Consider the following 19,253-nt stretch of genomic DNA (forward strand, 5'->3'; position numbering starts at 1 on the left):
TTTCTATAGCATTTAAAAGGAAAGAGATACACATGAATTTTCTATGAAGGGACGATTATATATTATGAAATTAAGTGTTTTAGATCAAGCACCGATCACGGCTGGAAATACTGCAGCAGATGCATTAAAAAAAGCAGAAGAATTAGCCCTTTTAGCTGACGAATTAGGCTATCACCGTATGTGGATGGCTGAGCATCATGGAACCGGGGCTTTTGCGAGCTCAGCTCCTGAAGTCATTGCAGCCCATCTTGCTGCTAAAACTCAAAAGCTCCGTATTGGTACTGGCGGCGTTATGATGATGCATTATTCAGCTCTTAAGCTTGCAGAGGTCTTTAAGACGTTAAGTGCTTTTTCTCCAGGGAGAATAGACTTCGGAGTGGGGCGTGCTCCTGGCGGGGATAACTATGCGATGCATGCTCTTTCTGAGGGCCGTCCACCAATGGTGAACAATATGTATGAAAAACTAGGAACTGCATTACAGCTTTTAAATGACGAAGTTCCCGAGGACAGTGTATACAATAAAACGATTGCTACTCCATCTAATATCGTGCTTCCCGAAGCTTGGTTGCTTGGCTCGACAGGGAACAGTGCGATTCAGGCAGGAAAGATGGGCTTGGGATATTCCTTTGCACAATTCTTTCAGGGAGGAATGACTCCTGCTATTTTAAATGCATACCGTACAAATTTTAAGCCTTCAGCATTAATGGAAAAGCCTGAGATTAACGTAACGTATTTAGTGACAGTTGCTGAAACAAAAGAAGAGGCAGAATTTGAAGCACTTCCACAGGATATATCTAGACTTTCTCTGATGAAGGGACAAATTCGCCAGCTTATGACACCTGAAGAAGCACAAAACTATCATTTATCTGAAATGGATCGCATGATGATCCAGGAAAATCGTAAAATCCATTTAGTTGGTTCTGCAAAAGAAGTAGCTACTACTCTTCAAGAAGAACAGGCGCATTATGGGTTTGATGAGGCGATGATTTGTAGTATACCGCATTCTCAGCAAAAGCGTTTAGATGTATATCGATTGTTAGCAAAAGAATTGTTGTAGTGTCTTGATTCTCTTTTATATTAATACTGACTGAGCTTCTTGGTATCTTTAGCGAGTAAGTGAACGATTCGTCGTTCACTTACTCGCTTTTTGAATTGACTTCGTTCGTACTATTACAATTCTCAACTCAAAAAACATACTTTTGCCTTGCTTGCTTTCTAGTATAGATTGTTTGCTAACAGGAAAAAACAAGAATAATACTTTATAACATGAATTGCTTTAAATTGGCGGTTGATAACAGAACAAACGTTCTGTATAATGATAAAAAAGAAAGGTGATGGAGATGGCTAATTTCGAGGAAGACTGGAACGCGTTGGATTTATCTAAAATCCGTGATAGAGGTTCAAAAAAGTGGGTGGCGATGATGTTGCCTGAACACGTGAAGATGTTGAGAGACTATCATGAGGAGATAAAAAAAGTTCCGCGCCCAGATCTAAATGAGTTCGACTATGAAGCAATTCAAGAACAAATTGAACTTGCGATGAAAAGAAATGTAGACATAAAAATTAAACGTTGGAAAGATGGAGAATTTTTATATCATCGAGGGACAATTCAATGGATTGATTTAACTAGGCGCATTATCGAATTAGAAGATCCATTCCAATTTTTTGAAGTGAAATTGGATGAAATTGTGGACGTGACGATATTAGAATAAAAACATTCTGACATACCTCCTTATAGAGGTCTTTATTGTTTGGAAGTGCTAAGTCTAAATAGATTCAAACATAAAATAATTATAGACAAGATAACTGATGAATCACTTGGGATATATTCAATGTTAGATTTGCTAAATACCTTAATGATAATGAATTCCTTTTACTATAAAAGAGGATTATAGGTATCCATAGGGAATATATTACAGAAGGGTATGATGAGTGGGATAACAGCAAAGGATGATAAAGGGGCAATGAAGAAATACTATATCTTTTTAGAAATCTTGTTTTATGTAGTAGTACCATACTTAATTTGGACTAATGGTAGAGAAGGTTTAGGTGATTATTGGGCACTTTTGTTATCCACTGCACCTGGATTTGCCTATACTATAGTACGTTTTATTGTAGATCGAGAATTTAATGTGACGGGCATTTTTATCTTATTCAGTTTATTGGTAGGAACTGTGATTGATATATTATCAGGATCTGCAGAAAGGATGCTATGGAACCAAGTGTATTTAGGGGTTGCTTTTAGCTTCGTCTATTTGGTCTCCATGCTCATTAAAAAGCCACTCCCGTTATTTTTCTTTATAGATGTGGCATTCTTGCAGGGATATGACCGTGAGAGCAGTAGAAAGCTGTTCTATCGTAAAGAATTATTTAAATGGTTTCAGCTGTTGACGCTAATGTTTGTCATAAGAGGGCTGACCCTAGCAGGCATTAAGGCATGGCTTTTGGACAGGTATGGTGTGGATAGCTATGGCACAATGTTGATTTACTTGAGAATAACTGGTTGGGTCTTTGCAGCAGTTTTCATATGGTTCTATCTAAATATTTACAAAGAAATCAAAAGATTAACGCAACCACAGCCTCTGCAAGCGATAACAAAAGAGAATCCTTAACACATATTAGAGAAAAAGCGTTAGCCCATTAGCTAACGCGTCTAACTTATCCAAAATAATATTTGGAAATTTGTGCGATAAATTCTTCTTCTAGCACGCTCTTTTTTTTAACAATGATAAATGTTGAGACAGTAGGCAGGTCGAACAGATCAAAATGTGGCTGCATCATCTTTCCTTCTATTAATTCTCTTCTAACAATAGAGTGAGGAAGAAAGGATACACCGAGCCCCTCCTGAATAAAGCGTTTAGTTATATGGGCTTGTGTGACCTTCATGGTTCTTAATCCAACTACATGCTTATTTAGCTTCAGTAGTAGCTCATCCCAAAAAACAGGATGATGGTGAGTAAAAAGATAATTTTTCTGAAGTATCTCTTTCACATCTATTGGTGGTCCATTTTCTTCATCAAATCCATCAAAAGGCATTAAAAACAAAATTGGGTCCTCGTAAATAGAGATTGATTCTATATTTTTCTTTTGAGAATCAATCGCAGATATTCCAACGTTTACTTCCCCTGTATCAACCAATTCCTCTATAAGATGGGATTCCTCTACCCTTATATTTATTTCTAAATCCGGATGCCGCTTTAAGAATGTTTTTAAAAAGTAAGGAAGAATGGTTTCCGCCATAAGGGGAGAAATAGCAATTGTCCATTTACGCCGATACCCTTGTGCAAATGATCGTATTTTATTGACGCTTGACTCCGACTGTTGAACTAGCTGCTTAGCCTCTGGAAGAAAAAATTTACCAGCCTCCGAAAGGGTTACACGATTGTTTATTCGATCGAAAAGAGGGGTACCTAAATACTCTTCCAGTAATTTAATATGGACGGTCACACTTGGCTGAGAGACCATTAATTTTTCAGATGCCTTTCGAAAGTTTAAGGTATCTGCAGCTACACAAAATGTTTTTAACCAGTGATATTCCATTATATTCACCTACTTGATTAACTTTTTTAATTAAGTTAATTATATATATTTAATTTTTATTATCAATGTTTTTAAATATAATAAAGAAAAAGGAGGCGTTTCATATGTTTCAAAAAGGATTAAAAGATGTAGTTGCTGTTCATACAAAAATCGCATCGGTGGATGGAGATATAGGAGAGCTTAGATACCGTGGGGTAAAAGTAGATGAGCTAGTAAATGAAGGGTCATTTGAAGATATCGCCAATTTTTTGTGGACAGGGGAACGAACAAACACTAGTTTTCCATCTTTAAATGAATTTAGAGAACTACCAAATCACATAATTGCAATTATTGATGCTCTTCCAATGGAAGTGTCCTTGATGGATGCGATGAGAACGGCGATATCAGGCTATGCTCATGCAGAATTTAAAGAAAAATCACTAGAAGAGCAGGCGATAATTTTAACAGCAGCACTGCCGGTCATAGTTGCTAGACATTATCGAAACCAAAAAGGATTAGCAATAGTAGAGCATAAAAAAGAACTTAGCCATACTGCCAATTATTTATGGATGCTAAATGGTGAAGTACCAACAGATGTACAAGTTGAAGCGCTTGAAACCTATTTAAAGCTAACGATGGAGCACGGTTTAAATGCCTCGACCTTTGCTGCTAGAGTAACGATTTCGACAGAGTCAGATCTTACAGCTGCAGTAACTTCAGCGTTAGGAACAATGAAGGGACCGTTGCACGGAGGAGCGCCTTCAGGGGTAATTTCACTACTCAATGAGTTTAAAAATCCTACAATGATTAGAGACATTGTAAGAGATAAAATTATAAATGGCGAAAAGATAATGGGCTTTGGTCACCGAATATATAAGACAGAGGACCCTCGTTCCATTTTACTTCGAGACAAATGCTTAAACCTCCAAGGAAAGGATCCTTGGTTAGATATCGCAACTATAGCAGAAAAAGAAATTATTGATTTACTTGCAGAGCATAAGCCTGGACGCAAGCTATACACAAATGTTGAGTATTATGCTGCTGCAATCATGCGCTCGATAGATATGCCAGCAGAACTATTCACACCTACATTTAGTGTAGCTAGAATGGTAGGCTGGACTGCACATGCTATTGAACAAATAAGAGACAACACCATTTTCCGCCCACAATCCATTTATGTAGGGGAATTAAAGTAATAGAGGTAATAATGCAGAAGCATCCGTCAAATGTTTATTTTCTATATATACTTAAATAAAAAGAAATCATATTGAACTAAGTATTGTAGATTTCCGTTTTGGTGTACTCTTTGCGAGCGGAGCGATAAGCCATCTCTGCCGCTATTGTTGTTACACAAAACATGTTGTTAGCTGCCCACCCACATTGTCTGCGTGACGCATAATGGGATTGTTCTCAGGCATCTGGTATTGGTTATATCGCTAGATAGTCGAAGCTGTTATGTGTTTAGTTTGCTAAATATAAAAAGTCATGTGTTATAAAACACATGACTTTTTTATGATTTTTGTTTATTTTTGATGAATGTGTAAATATTTAAAACAACTCCTATGACAAACATAATAATTGCATTCAATGCAAGAACTAAAACCATAAATCCTCCTGCAAAAGCAATTCCTTCTCTTGTGTCATCTGGATCATAGTTTTTATTAGCATAATAAATTCCGAAAGCGATAAAACAATAGACTATCACCGGAACTAAAAGGGCCATAACAATTGAAGAAACCCATAAAGGAATTTTCCTTTTTTGGTATAAATACACTGCTAAACCATCACAGATTACAAGAGACAATAATAAAACAATCCAAACAATAGCATCACCGTTCATATTAATTACACCCCTTCTATAAAAGGTTAACCTAATGTGGATATTTTTACAATTAAAGGTAATTTTCTGGCATCCGAAGAGTGCTTATACCGAAAAATTGAATAAACTGATGTGGAGAAAACCGAACTTTGGAAAGGACAGTTAGACCGTAATCTAACCTACCCCGCCAACATACCCCTAATTGGTTTCCTGCAACTTTACTAGGAAATCAGTGGATATACATTACTGTAAATACGCAAAGGGGAGTATGGCATAATACAAAGACTTCTAATCAGCAATTAAATAGAAGATAATATTTCGTGTATTTTCAAATTATTCTGTTATATAATGGTATTTATAGATGTTATTGGAGTGGTGAACTTCAATTATTTTAGATTTCAGACCAATACAATTATGCAGAGTCTAAAAAATCTTAATACGGAATGTAGAATAACAGATTTTCATTTACATATATATTGAAATTATTACTTTTTGAATCTCCAATTATATATTTTTATCATCGAGTTTCAAAGTAGAATAGGAGAAAAACTATGAACAATAAAATAGCAATAATCACTGGAGCAAGTCATCCCAGGGATATTGGAACTGCAATTTGTAGAAAATTAGCTTCTAAAGGAATAGATATATTCTTTACTAACTGGCAGGCGGACAATGAGTGGATCAATAGGTTACAGCAAGAGATAGAAAATTTAGGGGTCCGTTGTGTAGGAATGGAAATCGATTTATCACCGAGTGATGCTTACAAAGTGGTGCTAGATTCAGTGGAACTGGAGTTGGGAACGCCTTCTATACTAGTTAACAATGCAGCGCATTCGACAAGAGATGGTTATTTGGAATTAGACGGCAATACAATGGATGCTCATTATGCAGTAAACATGAGAACAACATTTTTGCTTAGTGTCGAATTTGTCCGTCGCTTTAAGAGAGAGAGAGCGAACGGAAGAATTATAAATATGACATCAGGACAGGATTTAGGAGCAATGCCAGGAGAACTTGCTTATGCTGCCACCAAGGGTGCTATAACAGCTTTTACAAAATCATTATCTGCGGAAGTCGCACCCCTCGGAATTACAGTAAATGCAATAAACCCTGGCCCCACCGATTCAACTTGGATGACCGATGAAATAAGAGAACACCTTTTACCGAATTTTCCAATGGGCCGAATAGGTCAGCCTAGCGATGTGGCAGAGGTCGTATCCTTTATTGCTAGCGATGAGGCAGCTTGGATTACTGGTCAAGTTATTCATTCAGAGGGTGGTTTTAATCGTTGATGAGGAAAATTGGCAAATGAAAAAAAATCAAAATACAATTCCAAGATTGATATACTTTGTGTTTTAACCATTCTTTTAGTTTTTACAATGTTAACTTATTTCCATTGGAACGGTTATCAGTAAGTTACAATGAAGAAAATCCTACTCTGCTAATTGAAGAGAGATTAATAGGCAAGGAAACCTATAAAGTTGATTCTTCTACTAATTTAAAATAGATGATTTTCATCAACCAAGTAAATGGAAGTTAACTTGTATGTTTTACCCTTTTACTGCCACGCCTATTTGGTTAAGGCGATATTCTACAAGAAACAATCCTAAATAAAATGGTTTGTAAGCTTTTTTGATAGTGGTAGAAGTATTTATTACCGAGAATATATTAGTGCATAATAATCTACTACAAAATATTTCTGCCCATTAATAGTAGTAGCATAGTTACTAATGAATCTGAGGGAAAGCTATGAATAATTTGATGAAGCTTGTTATTTTAATATGTATGTTTGTAATATTTTCTGGATGCACAGAGGAAACAGTAAAACCAATACTAGCTAAAAGTAAGTATGTAGATTAGTTTATGTAATTCCTCTGTCTAACGTACTCTAACAAACAAAAGAAAAATAAGGGTAATACTTTTTGCTAGACAATTGTTTCATAAGAGGATATTTTTTGAGCTTTTAGAAAATCGGTATTCTTCTTGTTATGCACTCGACTTTTTATAAAGATTGCTGAGAGAGGAGTTACCAAATTTAATATGAGAAATGGGCAAACGGTAATATTAGACGGAGTATCTTTTCCATTAAAAGATATCCATGATTTTCGATGGATACATGATTATGGAGAGGTTTTTTGTGTGTTTGACCGACAGGATTCAGGAAATCTCTCTTTTGGGGTGATAAAAGTTGGTTTAAAGAACTTCGTTAAATATGCTGGCGCCACTCCTGTATATTACAAGGGAAAACCAGGGTAAGCAATTAATAAACTTAAAAATGCAAAAGTTGTGTACGAAGCGTTAGATCATCCACATTTAGTTAAACTAGTAGAACACCGAGAGATGGAAGAAGGATATGGTTTGATGGTCTAAATATACAAAGGAATATGGCTCATCGTCCAGCATGTCAGAGGTTTAAGCAGCTGCCTTTAGAAGTACGAATAAAGTCTCTTTCTACTATTTTTGAGTTTCATGTACATGTAGAAAAAAGTAATTATGCAGCAATAGACTTTTATGATGGAAGTATTTTATACGATTTTCAACAGCATAAGACAAAAATATGTGATGTAGATTTGTACCATTCTAAACCATTCTATAATGAAAAAGGTAGGCTTTGGAGTTCGTCAAGGTTTATGTCACCAGAAGAGTTTAAGATGTGTGCAGAAATTGATGCACGTTCGAATGTTTTTAATATGGGTGCCATCGCTTTTTATATTTTATGTGGTGCTCTTGACCGTTCATATAACCAGTGGGAAGCAGGAAAAGAATATAGTGTTGCTAGAAGGGCAGTAGAGATTGAAAAAGACAATCGTTATTCTTCAATTGTAGATTTCTTCACAGAATGGAAGTTAGTTGTAGATAAAGAGTTTTCTTTCAAGGATTAATTATATTTTATGTTTTTAATTTATTTAAAGGAAAATAAATATGTAAGCTAGAATAATAATAAATAGTTAATTTCAAGCCCAAAATAATATTGATATACAAACAAAATATGCTAAGAATATTGCTGTTTTGTTATTAAATTTATTGAAAAAGAATTGATGAATGGCCTATGATAGCCAAATTTTATAACAAGAAAAAATTCAGATATTGTTTATAAACACTCATACAAGGGGAAAAGAAAGAGAAGCTTCTTTTTAGGATGTACTATCTGAGATTTTAAGAAGAAGGCATTTTATTATATAGGAACAAATATTCAAATATAATGAAATGCCCATCAATCAGTTTGCCTTTGAAACCAAAGATATAAATCTTTTAATTAGATTAGAAGCTACACATATTCTGGGAGAAAAGGAAAGTGTGCCATGGAGAATTCTGTATTGTTATTAAAAAATGCAAATGTGATCGATGTTGTAACTGGTAAAACAATTTATTCTCATCTTCTTATTCAAAATGGTTTTATTACAAAGATTGTTTCTGCACTTAAGCCTATTGGCTATATTCATAAAAAAGCAGTTATTTATGATTTGAAAAGAAGATTTGTTATTCCTGGTTTGATTGATATGCATGTACATATGAAAGGGGACTACGCCCCTATTTTCACTGCCTCTGGTGTTACAACAGTTAGAAACACAGGAGGTAACATCGGAGAGTTAAAAAAAATAATTAACGCATCCAGCGGGGCACCTACCCCAAGAATTATCTCAGCAGATAGAATTATTGATGGACCACCGGGGTTATGGGGAGAGAATAGTCCTTGGAACATAAATATTAATGATGCTTGTAGTGCAAGAGCTGAGGTTAAAAGACAGGTTGAAGCGGGAGCAGATTTTATCAAAGTGTATGGTTGGTTGAAAAAAGAAATGATGAAAATAGTCGTGGAGGAAGCAAAACTTCTTCATAAGGAAGTTAGCTGTGATTTAGTACATTCAATAGAGGTTACTGCCACAGAGGCAGCAAAAATGGGTATTAAATGGAACGAGCATGCTTCAGGTATTATAAAAAATATTTTTCCTAACTGGACTATGCAAGCAGACGAAAATATATGGGAGACAATTGATTGGAAAAATCCTGACATGCAAAAAATTATAGAGGTATGTAAAATACTTGTGGAAAATAAAGTAGTGCTTTGTCCGACAATGGTTTTGTATGATCAAGTAAATTTAATGAGGAATTACTGGTATCCAGAAGAAAAAATAATGAACAAACTAAAAGAGAATGCTGTGTTGATGCAACATTGGAGAAGATTTATAGAAAATACTAGCTCATTAAATTCGTTAGGCATACAACATACTTATAACAAGGCAATTACAAAGGCTTATTTCGAATTAGGTGGGACAGTGGTTGCTGGATCTGATACCCCTGCTGGTATATTTACATTTCCTGGTATGGCATTACACCGAGAGCTAGAATTATTTGTAGAAATTGGTTTATCTGAAATAGATGCATTACGAACTGCCACGATTAAAGCAGCTGAAGCACTAGATAGGCAAGATATAGGGGTTATTCAAGAAGGCACAATCGCGGATATGGTAGTACTTGAAAAAAATCCATTAAAAGACATACGTAATACGAAAGAAATTCATTTTATTATCAAAGGTGGTACCGTATATTCACAGGACGACTTGCTTGATAAGGTTCCAACAGAGGAAAACATAAAAAAATCCGTTGAGGAATTTATGAATAGTTTTCTAGATACAAATTATAAATCTAGCTAACATTAATTAAACTAAAAAGTTTTAGGAAATTGTAAATAAAATTAGTTAGACCTTTCTACGTTTCTACATACTTTAAACTTAAAACTAGAAAAATGGAAAGTAAGTGTTGATTTTTTCAAAGAAAGTCAATATAATTCTCTTAATATGAAAAGCGTTGAAGAGGAAAAGTAAAATAATGATGTTATAAAGAGAGCTTCTGACGGTGGAAATGAGGCAAACTAATTATTTGAACATGATCTCGGAGCTTCGTACTGAACGTTTTGCGACTAGTAGGATACGACAAGAGTTGACACTTGTTATCAATGTCAAAGTATAAAGGCATTCTTGCTATGTACTTATGGAGTCAAATAGTGTGAGCTATTTGAGCATTAAGGTGGTACCACGGGATATTTAACCCTCGTCCTTATCGATTATTCGATAGGGGGGAGGTTTTTTTTATGGAATGATTTAAACGTTAGATTTTATAAAAGAGTATCTTAAATAAGGAGAGATAAAAATGAGTATTTTAATAGGGGGAGCGTGGCCGTATGCCAATGGTTCGTTACATTTGGGGCACATAGCTGCATTGTTACCGGGCGATATATTAGCTAGGTATTTTAGGTTAAAAGGAGAAGATGTATTATACGTTTCTGGGAGTGATTGTAATGGTACGCCAATTTCCATTCGCGCTAACTCTGAAGGTAGTACAACAAAAGTAATAGCAGATCGCTACCATAATGAGTTTGTTGATACCTTTAAACGTTTGGGCTTTACGTATGATATGTTTACCAGAACAGATAGCCCCAATCATCACGCTGTCGTACAAGATATTTTTTTAAAGCTATGGAAGAATGGTTATATTTACAAGAAAGAAATAGAACAAACGTATTGTGAAGTGGATAGACAGTTTTTACCGGATCGATATGTAGAAGGAACTTGTCCGAACTGTGGAAGCAAGGCTAGAGGAGATCAATGTGACAGCTGTTCTTTAATTTTAGACCCTTTAGATTTAACAAACAGAAGCTGTAAACTCTGTGGTAATGAACCGAGTATACGAAAAACAGAACATTTTTATTTTGAACTAGGCAGCTTTCAGGAGCAACTGGAGAACTATGTGAAGGTTTCTAAGAAAAGCAATGCATGGCGAGACAATGCCGTTCAACTGACAGAGCGATATTTGAGTGAGGGCCTTAAAGATCGGGCGGCTTCAAGAGATCTTCCAAACGGAGTAAGTATTCCTATAAAAGGCTATGAGGAAAAGAAAATTTACGTGTGGATTGAAGCTGTTTCTGGATATTATTCAGCGAGTAAGGAGTGGGGATTACAAAATAATAAGGATGTACAAAGCTTTTGGGATGAAGCGACAATATCTTACTACGTTCATGGAAAGGATAACATACCTTTTCATACACTTATCTGGCCAGCAATACTAAAGGGAATCGGTCATAAAGCTCTTCCAACACATATCGTATCTAATGAATATCTAACATTGGAAAAGAAAAAAATATCTACTAGCCAAAACTGGGCAGTTTGGGCTCCTTATATTTTGGAAAAATATCATCCTGATTCTATAAGGTATTTCTTAACAATTAATGCTCCGGAAAATAGAGACACAGATTTTTCCTGGAGAGAATTTATTCATAGTCATAATGGGGAGCTATTAGGTGCATATGGCAACTTTATCAACCGCACATTAAAGTTTATAGAAAAATCATATGAAGGTCAGATACCCGAAGAAGAAATTAATGATTTAATCATAAAACAAACCGAAAGCTTGTATATTAGAATCGGCAAATTAATAGAAGAGGCTCATTTTAAAACAGCCTTAGAAACTATTTTTACCTATATTCGAGATGCTAACAAATACTTTGATGAGCAAAAACCTTGGTTACAAATTAAAGAAGAAAAGGATACAAGTAAAAATACTATAACAACATGCGTTTATATAATTGGAAATGTCGCTCAATTGTTATTCCCGTTTTTTCCATTTTCTAGTGAAGAAGTACGGAAGATACTGAGAATGGACAACTTCCAATGGGAGCCAGTTCATGTCAAAGGGAAAACGATAGAAAACATTACTCCTCTATTTGAAAGAATTGACACCTTGGTTATTCAAGATGAACTTGATCAATTGAATAAGAATGTTAACAATGCCTAACAAGCATATATGTTGATTCAAGTCCTTTTCCTTGAATAAGCAATTATTTTATTTAAAATTAAAAAGGAAACTATGAAGGAGGCGTATATTAATGTATCGTAAAGTAGAGGATTTTATACAGGAATGGACAATGTCGGCGGAAGGAACAGCAAATGTTTTTAAGGCTATGACAGACGATAAGCTAGATCAAGCAATAGTAGAAAATCATAACACACTTGGTTGGTTAGCTTGGCATTTAACAACAGCACCAATTTTCTTAGCAAAGTTTGCTAAGCTTGAATTACCTACAGTGGGTAATCCTAAAGAAATACCAGCATCAGCAAAAGCAATTGTGACAGCTTATGAAAATATGGCAAAATCACTTGTAAATGCAGCCTCTTCTTTAACAGACAAAGATTTAGTGGAGGGAGTTCCAGCTTTCGGTACAACGTTAGAGCGTGGGCAAATTTTACGTAAAATAGTTGACCACCAAACTCATCACCGTGGTCAAATGACCGTGTTACTTCGTCAAGCTGGTTTAGAAGTTCCAGGAGTAATGGGACCAACAAAAGAACAACAAATGTAATGTAGAACCACCTTTATTAAAATAAAGGTGGTTTTTTTATGAGCATGGGGTCAATAAACCGATCTAGGTACAATTACAATAAAGAACTTCATTTTATCTTAACGGCCAGACTTTATTAGAGAAATCGACCTAACTTGTTTAAGCAGACGAAAAAGCTACTAAATTTCAAGAGTCTGAAAATTTATAATGGATAGAAAGATTATAATCTAGCTTATGCTATAATCGGAAAGTATAATTAATTTAATTTTTAACAGGGGGGGCGTTCAATATGATAAATAAACTAATTAGTTTGGGATTACAAAACAAAAAAGGTGAACGTCCTATTTAAATTAGTTAAATTTAGCGTTCAACCATCAAAAAGGGGAAATTTTGTGGAAATAAGATTACAAGAACTAAGTTCAAAAAACTGGTATGAATGCTGCCAACTAGAAATTTCTGAGGAACAGAAAGAATATATAGATACAAATGCAATCTCAATCGCACAGTCCAAGTTTGAAGTTACCTTAAAGCCATATGCGATTATTTGTGATGGAGCTATAGTTGGATTTCTAATGTATAATTCGGTTAAAGAAGAGCTTGATGGCTACTGGATATATAGAATAATGATTGATAAGAAATTTCAAGGGAAGGGCATTGGAAAGATTGCTTCAGAACGGATGCTTTTCGAAATGTCTAAACTACCTGATGTGAAAAAAATTGTAGTTGGTTATCACCCGGACAATCTAGGAGCACATAATCTATATTCTAAACTTGGGTTCATCGATAATGGCGATAGGTTCGGAAAAGAGATGGCCGTTGTCAAATATATAAATGAATAAATGAGTAAAAGGAAGAACCAATTTGGTGCTTCCTTTTTGTTTTCTTTAGATGGAGCTGTCTTTAACTAATCTAAAACTTTTAGATCGTAAGAATAAATACTTTTCTTTTGAACACTCGATAATAAATCGTGGAAACCAGTAATATCTAAAGTATTTACACGGCTACCATTGTCTAAATTATATTCCTCTAAATAGTATTTTTCTTTTTTTTCATCGCTATATCTTAGCACATAAAGTGAGTTATCTTTAAAATAAGTTTCCTCGTTGTGTCTGATTTTTGATTTACTAGCATTTTCTATGGAAAATTTCTTTTGAATTTCTTCGTTTTTTGTATCGAATGTATATACATCTCCTAGACCATTGATAAAATACAAAACGTCTTGGTGAATATGAGCAGAGTTTTTAAAATTATAAGGAATAGTGGACACCAAATCCTTCATGTCTTTATATTCTATAAAATCATAAACCTCCTGCTCATAAGTATCTTTTGCAATTCGGTAAAGGGAAGTTTTTTCGTTAAAATCATCAATTACAGATGAAAGTATCAAATAATAACTTTTTTTGTCTGAAAGCAAAGGAGCCAATGAATTAAAAAATTCATTCTTTGGTGTGTCTAACATAGTCAAATGATCGACCTCTAATGAACTATCAAAAGTAACTTGCCTTAAATCGAATTGGTTTTTATCAACATCCTGTGTAAGTATATTAACTTTTTCGCCTTCTATCCCAGAGGAAGCAATATAATAGGGAATGCTATCTGTTTGAAATTTTTCTTTGTTTCCAAAACGGACATCAGAAAGATAGCCGCTTCCGTCTTGAGTGAATCCACTATTATAAATACTAAAAAATATATTTTTGTTCTCGATAAAACCAGTACGCTCACCAGTGTATTGGGCCGTTTTCATTGGAAATTCTTTATAATCCTCCCCAACTATCCGTACCTTGTCTTTTTCCTCTAGAAAAACACTGTTTTCATAAACAGCCGTGCTACCTAACTCCAAGCCTTCCATTTTTAGCGCTTGTGCCTTACCTTTCTGATCGATAAAAACCGCAAAGCTAAATCCTTCTCCGTCAATATCCTGATCAGCGGTAGTAGACAGGTAGATAATAGCTTTTTTATTATGTAAAAAATTTTCATTCTCCAAATCAGCTTTAGATAGAAGCAAATTACTATCTGCGCTTGTAGGGTTGAAAAATAAAGTGTAAGTAAAATAAAAGATAACCCCTAGGCCAAACATTCCAGTAATAGTTATAATATTTCGTTTCATTTATATAACCCTCCTAAATGTTAAATGACAATAGGCAGCAATGTTATTTGTGCCTATTGTCATTTTGTTTTAAATATTTCTAACTAATTTTGTACTAGGAGCATCTCTAACGTCTCTTGGATATACACCAAGGCCTCCATCATCATCTAAATCTAAATTACCATTAAGTTTATAAGCAGACCAGATAAGTTTAGAACAGTTTTTAGCTCCATTGTGACCAGTAGAACGATTGGTAGCGAAATTATATGAATAACTCTGTCCTACTTGTGAGTATGCCCAGTTCGCTGCATTGTTTCTATTGGTTGTAGTAGTACTTACTGATTTGACTAATGCGCCTGAACTATCCACTTTGCGTGCTGTAGTGGAAATAGTACGTACCCCAGCTGATGGGACGGATTCTACTATGGTTGTGGATGTGTAATATAAGCCTACGTGTCCATGATCAAGGTAAGCAGTTTGTGAAGGCGTGTAGTAGAAGTTACCTTTTGTACTGTTGCCTACGCTTACAGTCCCGCCACTATCACCGTTTGTTTGATTGGATTTTGCTTCTGCCAACCCCTGAGCTTGATCGTTCTTTAACTCTTTGTAGATTTGTTCTAAAATTTGTTGCTCTGTTTCTCCAGTGTTTTTTGCAATTTCTTCTACGCTGGACATTAATTCATTGCTAGAAACGTCTGGCTGGAGTGTCAAAATTTCGTCAAGGTACGAGTAACTGTTGGCAGAGGCACCACTAAAGGAATTTGAAGCTAATAACATTGCCGTGAATGATAAAGCTGCGAATGATTTTTTCATAATACAACTCCTTTTTCATATTTTTAATTCATCTATAATTTTAATTTAATTGTATAATTTTACAATTGGGAAAAATATTAGGTGATAAAAGAGTTGTTAATAATTTTTTAAGTAATAATGATGATATTCTGATAAATGTACAGAAAAGATATATCGTTTAGTGGGAAAAATATTTCCCTCTAGAACAACAAGCAGGAAAAGTATCCCTTTGTCTTGAATTTAATAAAAGAGAATGTTTTTAAGGAGAATGGTAATGGAGATAAAATCTGTATTAAGAAAATGGCAAAGTGAAAAAGGAGAGATAGATAACTTAGAAGAACTAGTAACAGAAATGCTTAAAAATATAGGAACAATTGATGCTGAGCTAAGAGACAGTTTAATTTACTCTTCATTTTATCTTTTAATAGAGGACAATAGATTATCGAATGAACTCATGGAAAAAGTCCTGATTAGTTGTTTATCGAAGGACTATTTGTTTAAAGGTATAGGTGAAGTAGAAACTGACACTGTGTTTACAAGGTCGTTTTCGTCATTAGTAATAGCTTTGGTAGTAGAAAAGGATAAAACAAAAGGATTTTTGGAAAAACAGCTGTTAGAAGAAGTGTTTGAAAAAACGATTATATACTTACAATCAGAAAAAGATGTAAGAGGTTATTTAGAAGGGAAAGGATGGGCGCATAGTATTGCCCATGGAGCAGATCTGTTAGAAACTCTTATTAGCCACCCATCCTTCAATTTGTTAAATAGTGAGAAATGCCTTACAACAATAACTGCATGTATTTGGAAGGATTCTGTTTTCCAAGACGATGAGGATGAGCGGCTTCTCTTTGCAGTCGAGGCACTTTTAGAAAAAGGATTATCGGAGGAGATACTTATAGATTGGGTGCATCACTTTGAAAAATTATTAGACCCAACAGTAAGTCGTGAAGAGAATTCCTTAACCTTTTACAAATATAGGTCTAATGTCATGAACTTCTTAAAGTCACTGTTTTTTCGTTTATCGTATCGTGGAGAAAGTATAAATACACAGCTTCAAATTAAAAAATCCTTAAAAAATTTACATACCGCTATGTATAAAAGGGTGTAATGTTACTAATCTCTAAGCGTAGGAATTGAAGTGGATGCTTCAGTATTCATTTTTATGTACAAATATATTTTAGTAATTAGAACAAAAGTAATTATATACATACATTCTACATAAAATGTCCTCAATTAAATGGAGAATTCTTTACTTGAAAAAAGGAGCTCGTAATGATAAATGAAATAACAGTAGTGTGGGGAGGGCATCCAGTCAAGCTAATATGGCAGCCTTCAAAGGTAGTCCTGAAAGAAGATATTGTGACTAGTGTTCACGGTTGTTGTTTTCATGCAGGAAAAGTGTTATTAGTTCGAGTGAAAAATAGAGGATTTAATATGCCAGGCGGACATGTAGAAGCTAATGAAACTCCTGAAGAAACTCTCCATAGAGAAATTTAAGAAGAAGGCTATGTCAAAGGAGATGCAACTTATATTGGAGCGATTGAGGTTAACCACAAAGACAATCCTTTTTATATAGTAAATGGTAAATACCCTCTCATCGGCTATCAATTATTCTATCGTTTAGATATTGAAGATTGCTTTCCCTTTTTAAGAGAGAATGAAGCAACTACACGTATTTGGGTCGAACCAGAGGAAGTACCATACGTAATTGATGATCATGAACTAATTATAACTATATTAAGAGAAGCAGAAATCATTAATAATTAATAGAACGAATGAAATGAATTTACAATAAAAATGATTTTTAATAGTAATTAGTTTATAAAGAAAAATAAAACGCTCCAAACCATTAAGGTTTGGAGCGTTTGGTTATTATTTAGCTTCAGTTGAACTATCTGGAACAGCCTCTGTTTCAGTGCCTTCTGTTTCACTATTTTCTGCGCCAGTGGTGTCGTCCGTTCCATCAGTACCTGTTGTACTATCTTGGTCGTCCTGCGTATCTACTTCTCCTTCATTTTCTGAATCCAAACCAGAATCGTTTTGTCCGTCATCTTCAAGAGTTGGGTCTTCTACTTCAATATCATTGATATCTGCATCATCATCATCTCCACAAGCTCCTAACAATAATGCTGAACTTAAAACTATTGGTAAAGCGAATATTCTTTTCTTCATCTTAAATTCCTCCATTCAAATTGTTCTTTTATTTACTTAATGTGTTAGGCCTACTTTATGTCTACCTCATTATAATAACTTTAAACTTTTTTCTTCAAGAATCTTATTATTAGAAAAAATGTAATATAAAAACATGGATAATATATATGATATAATTTATTCTTATGAGAATTTTTGATGCTGAAAGGAGGCATTCGGTTGCTACAAACTTTTCTGATTAATATATTATTTATTACTTTACCTGTTCTACTTTTTGTCGTCTTTTTAGATAACAAAAAGAGAAAAGAATATATATACTTTTTCATACTATCTTCATCAATATCAATGATTTTATGCATGATTTATCCAATTAGATTAGAATTAGGTTTTACAGTTGATTTAAGATATATACCGTTTTTCACTTTGGCTCTTTACGGTGGCTATAAGAAATTGTTTCCACTTTATATTATTTTAAATATAGTACGTTTTTTTGTAGGGGGAGAAGGAGTTATACAATCCTTTATTTTCTCAACTGTAGCTTTTGCTATTGTTCCACTAATGCACAAAAGGTTTATTAATTATTCCCCTAAGAAGAGAATATTCACTGGTATTTTAATGGTATTAATCAACGATTTGACTTATTTAATTTCTCTTACTACTTTTTTTGACAAACTAACTACTGAATATTGGACTGTTGCTGCTTATATTATTGTTACATATGTCATAGTTATGTTGTTTAACTTGAGTATGGTCGAGAAAATTTTATCTAATATTAAACAGCGAGATAATTTTCTTCGAGCGGAGAGGTTGCATGTGATGAGCGAATTATCTGCGAGTGTCTCTCATGAAATAAGAAATCCTCTAACTGTAACAAATGGCTTTTTACAATTATTAAGCGTCTCAAAAGATATTACTCCAAATGATAAAGTTTATATTGATTATTCTTTGAAGGAGTTAAATAGAGCTGAAAACATACTAAATGATTTTTTAGCATTTGCTAAGCCTCAATCGGTTCATATGGTTCAATCTACATTAGAAGAGGAATTAGTATACGTTAAAAATGTTATGATGCCTTATGCTAAATTCCATGAAGTCGAAATCTTGCTATTATTTCAGAACACAGTGAAGATTAAATTTGATCAAAATCAAATGAAACAGTGCATAATTAATCTACTAAAAAATGGTGTAGAATCAATGAAAGGCAAGGGGGGACTTCTTCTTGTACGGGCCGAACAGCAAGGAAAAAATCTAATCATTACGATAGAGGATGAAGGAATAGGCATGACTTCCGAAGAAATAAGCCAGTTAGGGAAACCTTATTATTCTAATAAAAAAGAGGGTACAGGATTAGGTATGCTAATGGTATATGGTACAATCTCCACATTAAAAGGAAATGTAGAAGTAAAAAGTCAAAAAGGAAAAGGGACTATATTTACTATAACTATACCAGTTTAAAAAAGGGTTAAAAGTAACTGGTTCTATTAAAAAAACGTTTTTGAAATTATAATAATAATGTTAAATAAAAGCACCGCAACTGATACAAACCTTTA

17 protein-coding genes, 1 pseudogene and 1 other annotated feature are annotated in these 19,253 nt (G+C 34.2%); of the genes and pseudogenes, 13 read left to right on the forward strand and 5 right to left on the reverse strand.

The window, feature by feature from the left end; genetic code table 11:
* Positions 1-64: 64 nt before the first annotated feature.
* The 3 genes from ACQKNZ_RS10295 to ACQKNZ_RS10305 all read left to right on the forward strand — a co-directional run bounded on the left by ACQKNZ_RS10295 (position 65) and on the right by ACQKNZ_RS10305 (position 2,612).
* Positions 65-1,057 carry an LLM class flavin-dependent oxidoreductase gene (locus tag ACQKNZ_RS10295; RefSeq protein WP_427660142.1) on the forward strand — a complete coding sequence of 331 codons (993 nt, stop codon included), beginning with the start codon at positions 65-67 and terminating at the stop codon, positions 1,055-1,057.
* A gap of 283 nt (positions 1,058-1,340) precedes the next feature.
* Positions 1,341-1,712 carry a YolD-like family protein gene (locus tag ACQKNZ_RS10300; protein WP_186318055.1) on the forward strand — a complete coding sequence of 124 codons (372 nt, stop codon included), beginning with the start codon at positions 1,341-1,343 and terminating at the stop codon, positions 1,710-1,712.
* 216 nt (positions 1,713-1,928) lie between these two features.
* Positions 1,929-2,612 carry a VC0807 family protein gene (locus tag ACQKNZ_RS10305; RefSeq protein ID WP_427659496.1) on the forward strand — a complete coding sequence of 228 codons (684 nt, stop codon included), beginning with the start codon at positions 1,929-1,931 and terminating at the stop codon, positions 2,610-2,612.
* A 46-nt stretch (positions 2,613-2,658) separates the two neighbouring features.
* On the opposite strand, the gene ACQKNZ_RS10310 is transcribed toward ACQKNZ_RS10305, so the two are convergent.
* A complete protein-coding gene (locus ACQKNZ_RS10310) occupies positions 2,659-3,540 on the reverse strand; it encodes a LysR family transcriptional regulator (RefSeq protein ID WP_427659498.1) in 882 nt (293 codons plus the stop codon).
* A 104-nt stretch (positions 3,541-3,644) separates the two neighbouring features.
* Here ACQKNZ_RS10310 and ACQKNZ_RS10315 point away from each other — a divergent pair, with 104 nt between their 5' ends.
* Positions 3,645-4,715 carry a citrate/2-methylcitrate synthase gene (locus ACQKNZ_RS10315; RefSeq protein WP_427659500.1) on the forward strand — a complete coding sequence of 357 codons (1,071 nt, stop codon included), beginning with the start codon at positions 3,645-3,647 and terminating at the stop codon, positions 4,713-4,715.
* A 314-nt stretch (positions 4,716-5,029) separates the two neighbouring features.
* On the opposite strand, the gene ACQKNZ_RS10320 is transcribed toward ACQKNZ_RS10315, so the two are convergent.
* Positions 5,030-5,359: a hypothetical protein gene (locus ACQKNZ_RS10320; protein WP_427659502.1), complete on the reverse strand. Its 330-nt coding sequence runs from the start codon at positions 5,357-5,359 to the stop codon at positions 5,030-5,032.
* A 530-nt stretch (positions 5,360-5,889) separates the two neighbouring features.
* Here ACQKNZ_RS10320 and ACQKNZ_RS10325 point away from each other — a divergent pair.
* The 6 genes and pseudogenes from ACQKNZ_RS10325 to ACQKNZ_RS10350 all read left to right on the forward strand — a co-directional run bounded on the left by ACQKNZ_RS10325 (position 5,890) and on the right by ACQKNZ_RS10350 (position 13,513).
* Positions 5,890-6,630 (forward strand): SDR family oxidoreductase, encoded by a 741-nt coding sequence (locus tag ACQKNZ_RS10325; protein ID WP_191696892.1) that lies wholly within the window; start codon positions 5,890-5,892, stop codon positions 6,628-6,630.
* Positions 6,631-7,378: 748 nt separating this feature from the next.
* A pseudogene (locus tag ACQKNZ_RS10330) lies at positions 7,379-8,220 on the forward strand (serine/threonine protein kinase).
* A gap of 420 nt (positions 8,221-8,640) precedes the next feature.
* Positions 8,641-9,993 (forward strand): amidohydrolase family protein, encoded by a 1,353-nt coding sequence (locus ACQKNZ_RS10335; protein WP_427659504.1) that lies wholly within the window; start codon positions 8,641-8,643, stop codon positions 9,991-9,993.
* A 145-nt stretch (positions 9,994-10,138) separates the two neighbouring features.
* Positions 10,139-10,401: a binding site (T-box leader), on the forward strand.
* An 88-nt stretch (positions 10,402-10,489) separates the two neighbouring features.
* Complete coding sequence (gene metG, locus ACQKNZ_RS10340) at positions 10,490-12,130, forward strand: methionine--tRNA ligase (RefSeq protein WP_427659506.1); 1,641 nt, start codon at positions 10,490-10,492, stop codon at positions 12,128-12,130.
* A gap of 91 nt (positions 12,131-12,221) precedes the next feature.
* Positions 12,222-12,695 carry a DinB family protein gene (locus ACQKNZ_RS10345; protein ID WP_427659508.1) on the forward strand — a complete coding sequence of 158 codons (474 nt, stop codon included), beginning with the start codon at positions 12,222-12,224 and terminating at the stop codon, positions 12,693-12,695.
* 371 nt (positions 12,696-13,066) lie between these two features.
* A complete protein-coding gene (locus tag ACQKNZ_RS10350) occupies positions 13,067-13,513 on the forward strand; it encodes a GNAT family N-acetyltransferase (RefSeq protein ID WP_427659510.1) in 447 nt (148 codons plus the stop codon).
* Positions 13,514-13,578: 65 nt separating this feature from the next.
* Here ACQKNZ_RS10350 and ACQKNZ_RS10355 read toward each other — a convergent pair whose 3' ends face one another.
* Together ACQKNZ_RS10355 and ACQKNZ_RS10360 are read right to left on the reverse strand one after the other, a co-directional pair.
* Positions 13,579-14,781 (reverse strand): hypothetical protein, encoded by a 1,203-nt coding sequence (locus ACQKNZ_RS10355; RefSeq protein ID WP_144536086.1) that lies wholly within the window; start codon positions 14,779-14,781, stop codon positions 13,579-13,581.
* A gap of 69 nt (positions 14,782-14,850) precedes the next feature.
* Complete coding sequence (locus tag ACQKNZ_RS10360) at positions 14,851-15,573, reverse strand: hypothetical protein (protein WP_427659512.1); 723 nt, start codon at positions 15,571-15,573, stop codon at positions 14,851-14,853.
* Between the two features lie 253 nt (positions 15,574-15,826).
* On the opposite strand from ACQKNZ_RS10360, the gene ACQKNZ_RS10365 reads away from it, so the two are divergent.
* Both ACQKNZ_RS10365 and ACQKNZ_RS10370 read left to right on the forward strand, forming a co-directional pair.
* Positions 15,827-16,660, forward strand: a complete 834-nt coding sequence (locus tag ACQKNZ_RS10365) for a DUF2785 domain-containing protein (protein WP_427659514.1) — start codon at positions 15,827-15,829, stop codon at positions 16,658-16,660.
* A gap of 164 nt (positions 16,661-16,824) precedes the next feature.
* On the forward strand, positions 16,825-17,049 hold the full coding sequence (locus ACQKNZ_RS10370) for an NUDIX domain-containing protein (protein ID WP_427659516.1): 225 nt from the start codon (positions 16,825-16,827) through the stop codon (positions 17,047-17,049).
* A gap of 375 nt (positions 17,050-17,424) precedes the next feature.
* Here ACQKNZ_RS10370 and ACQKNZ_RS10375 read toward each other — a convergent pair whose 3' ends face one another.
* Positions 17,425-17,724, reverse strand: coding sequence for a hypothetical protein (locus ACQKNZ_RS10375; RefSeq protein WP_144536092.1), 300 nt, complete (start codon positions 17,722-17,724; stop codon positions 17,425-17,427).
* A gap of 198 nt (positions 17,725-17,922) precedes the next feature.
* Between ACQKNZ_RS10375 and ACQKNZ_RS10380 the strand changes: the two genes are divergently transcribed.
* Positions 17,923-19,158, forward strand: coding sequence for a sensor histidine kinase (locus tag ACQKNZ_RS10380; RefSeq protein ID WP_151109543.1), 1,236 nt, complete (start codon positions 17,923-17,925; stop codon positions 19,156-19,158).
* Positions 19,159-19,253 lie beyond the last annotated feature (95 nt).

The sequence above is a fragment of the Psychrobacillus sp. NPDC093200 genome, from assembly GCF_050280345.1.
GTDB lineage: Bacteria > Bacillota > Bacilli > Bacillales_A > Planococcaceae > Psychrobacillus > Psychrobacillus faecigallinarum.

What these genes read in the sequence shown, in the direction of transcription:
- ACQKNZ_RS10295 (WP_427660142.1), top strand. Translation starts at nt 65, where the DNA reads ATGAAATTAAGTGTTTTAGATCAAGCACCGATCACGGCTGGAAATACT.
- ACQKNZ_RS10300 (WP_186318055.1), top strand. Translation starts at nt 1,341, where the DNA reads ATGGCTAATTTCGAGGAAGACTGGAACGCGTTGGATTTATCTAAAATC.
- ACQKNZ_RS10305 (WP_427659496.1), top strand. Translation starts at nt 1,929, where the DNA reads ATGAGTGGGATAACAGCAAAGGATGATAAAGGGGCAATGAAGAAATAC.
- ACQKNZ_RS10310 (WP_427659498.1), bottom strand. Translation starts at nt 3,540, where the DNA reads ATGGAATATCACTGGTTAAAAACATTTTGTGTAGCTGCAGATACCTTA.
- ACQKNZ_RS10315 (WP_427659500.1), top strand. Translation starts at nt 3,645, where the DNA reads ATGTTTCAAAAAGGATTAAAAGATGTAGTTGCTGTTCATACAAAAATC.
- ACQKNZ_RS10320 (WP_427659502.1), bottom strand. Translation starts at nt 5,359, where the DNA reads ATGAACGGTGATGCTATTGTTTGGATTGTTTTATTATTGTCTCTTGTA.
- ACQKNZ_RS10325 (WP_191696892.1), top strand. Translation starts at nt 5,890, where the DNA reads ATGAACAATAAAATAGCAATAATCACTGGAGCAAGTCATCCCAGGGAT.
- ACQKNZ_RS10335 (WP_427659504.1), top strand. Translation starts at nt 8,641, where the DNA reads ATGGAGAATTCTGTATTGTTATTAAAAAATGCAAATGTGATCGATGTT.
- metG (WP_427659506.1), top strand. Translation starts at nt 10,490, where the DNA reads ATGAGTATTTTAATAGGGGGAGCGTGGCCGTATGCCAATGGTTCGTTA.
- ACQKNZ_RS10345 (WP_427659508.1), top strand. Translation starts at nt 12,222, where the DNA reads ATGTATCGTAAAGTAGAGGATTTTATACAGGAATGGACAATGTCGGCG.
- ACQKNZ_RS10355 (WP_144536086.1), bottom strand. Translation starts at nt 14,781, where the DNA reads ATGAAACGAAATATTATAACTATTACTGGAATGTTTGGCCTAGGGGTT.
- ACQKNZ_RS10360 (WP_427659512.1), bottom strand. Translation starts at nt 15,573, where the DNA reads ATGAAAAAATCATTCGCAGCTTTATCATTCACGGCAATGTTATTAGCT.
- ACQKNZ_RS10365 (WP_427659514.1), top strand. Translation starts at nt 15,827, where the DNA reads ATGGAGATAAAATCTGTATTAAGAAAATGGCAAAGTGAAAAAGGAGAG.
- ACQKNZ_RS10370 (WP_427659516.1), top strand. Translation starts at nt 16,825, where the DNA reads ATGATAAATGAAATAACAGTAGTGTGGGGAGGGCATCCAGTCAAGCTA.
- ACQKNZ_RS10375 (WP_144536092.1), bottom strand. Translation starts at nt 17,724, where the DNA reads ATGAAGAAAAGAATATTCGCTTTACCAATAGTTTTAAGTTCAGCATTA.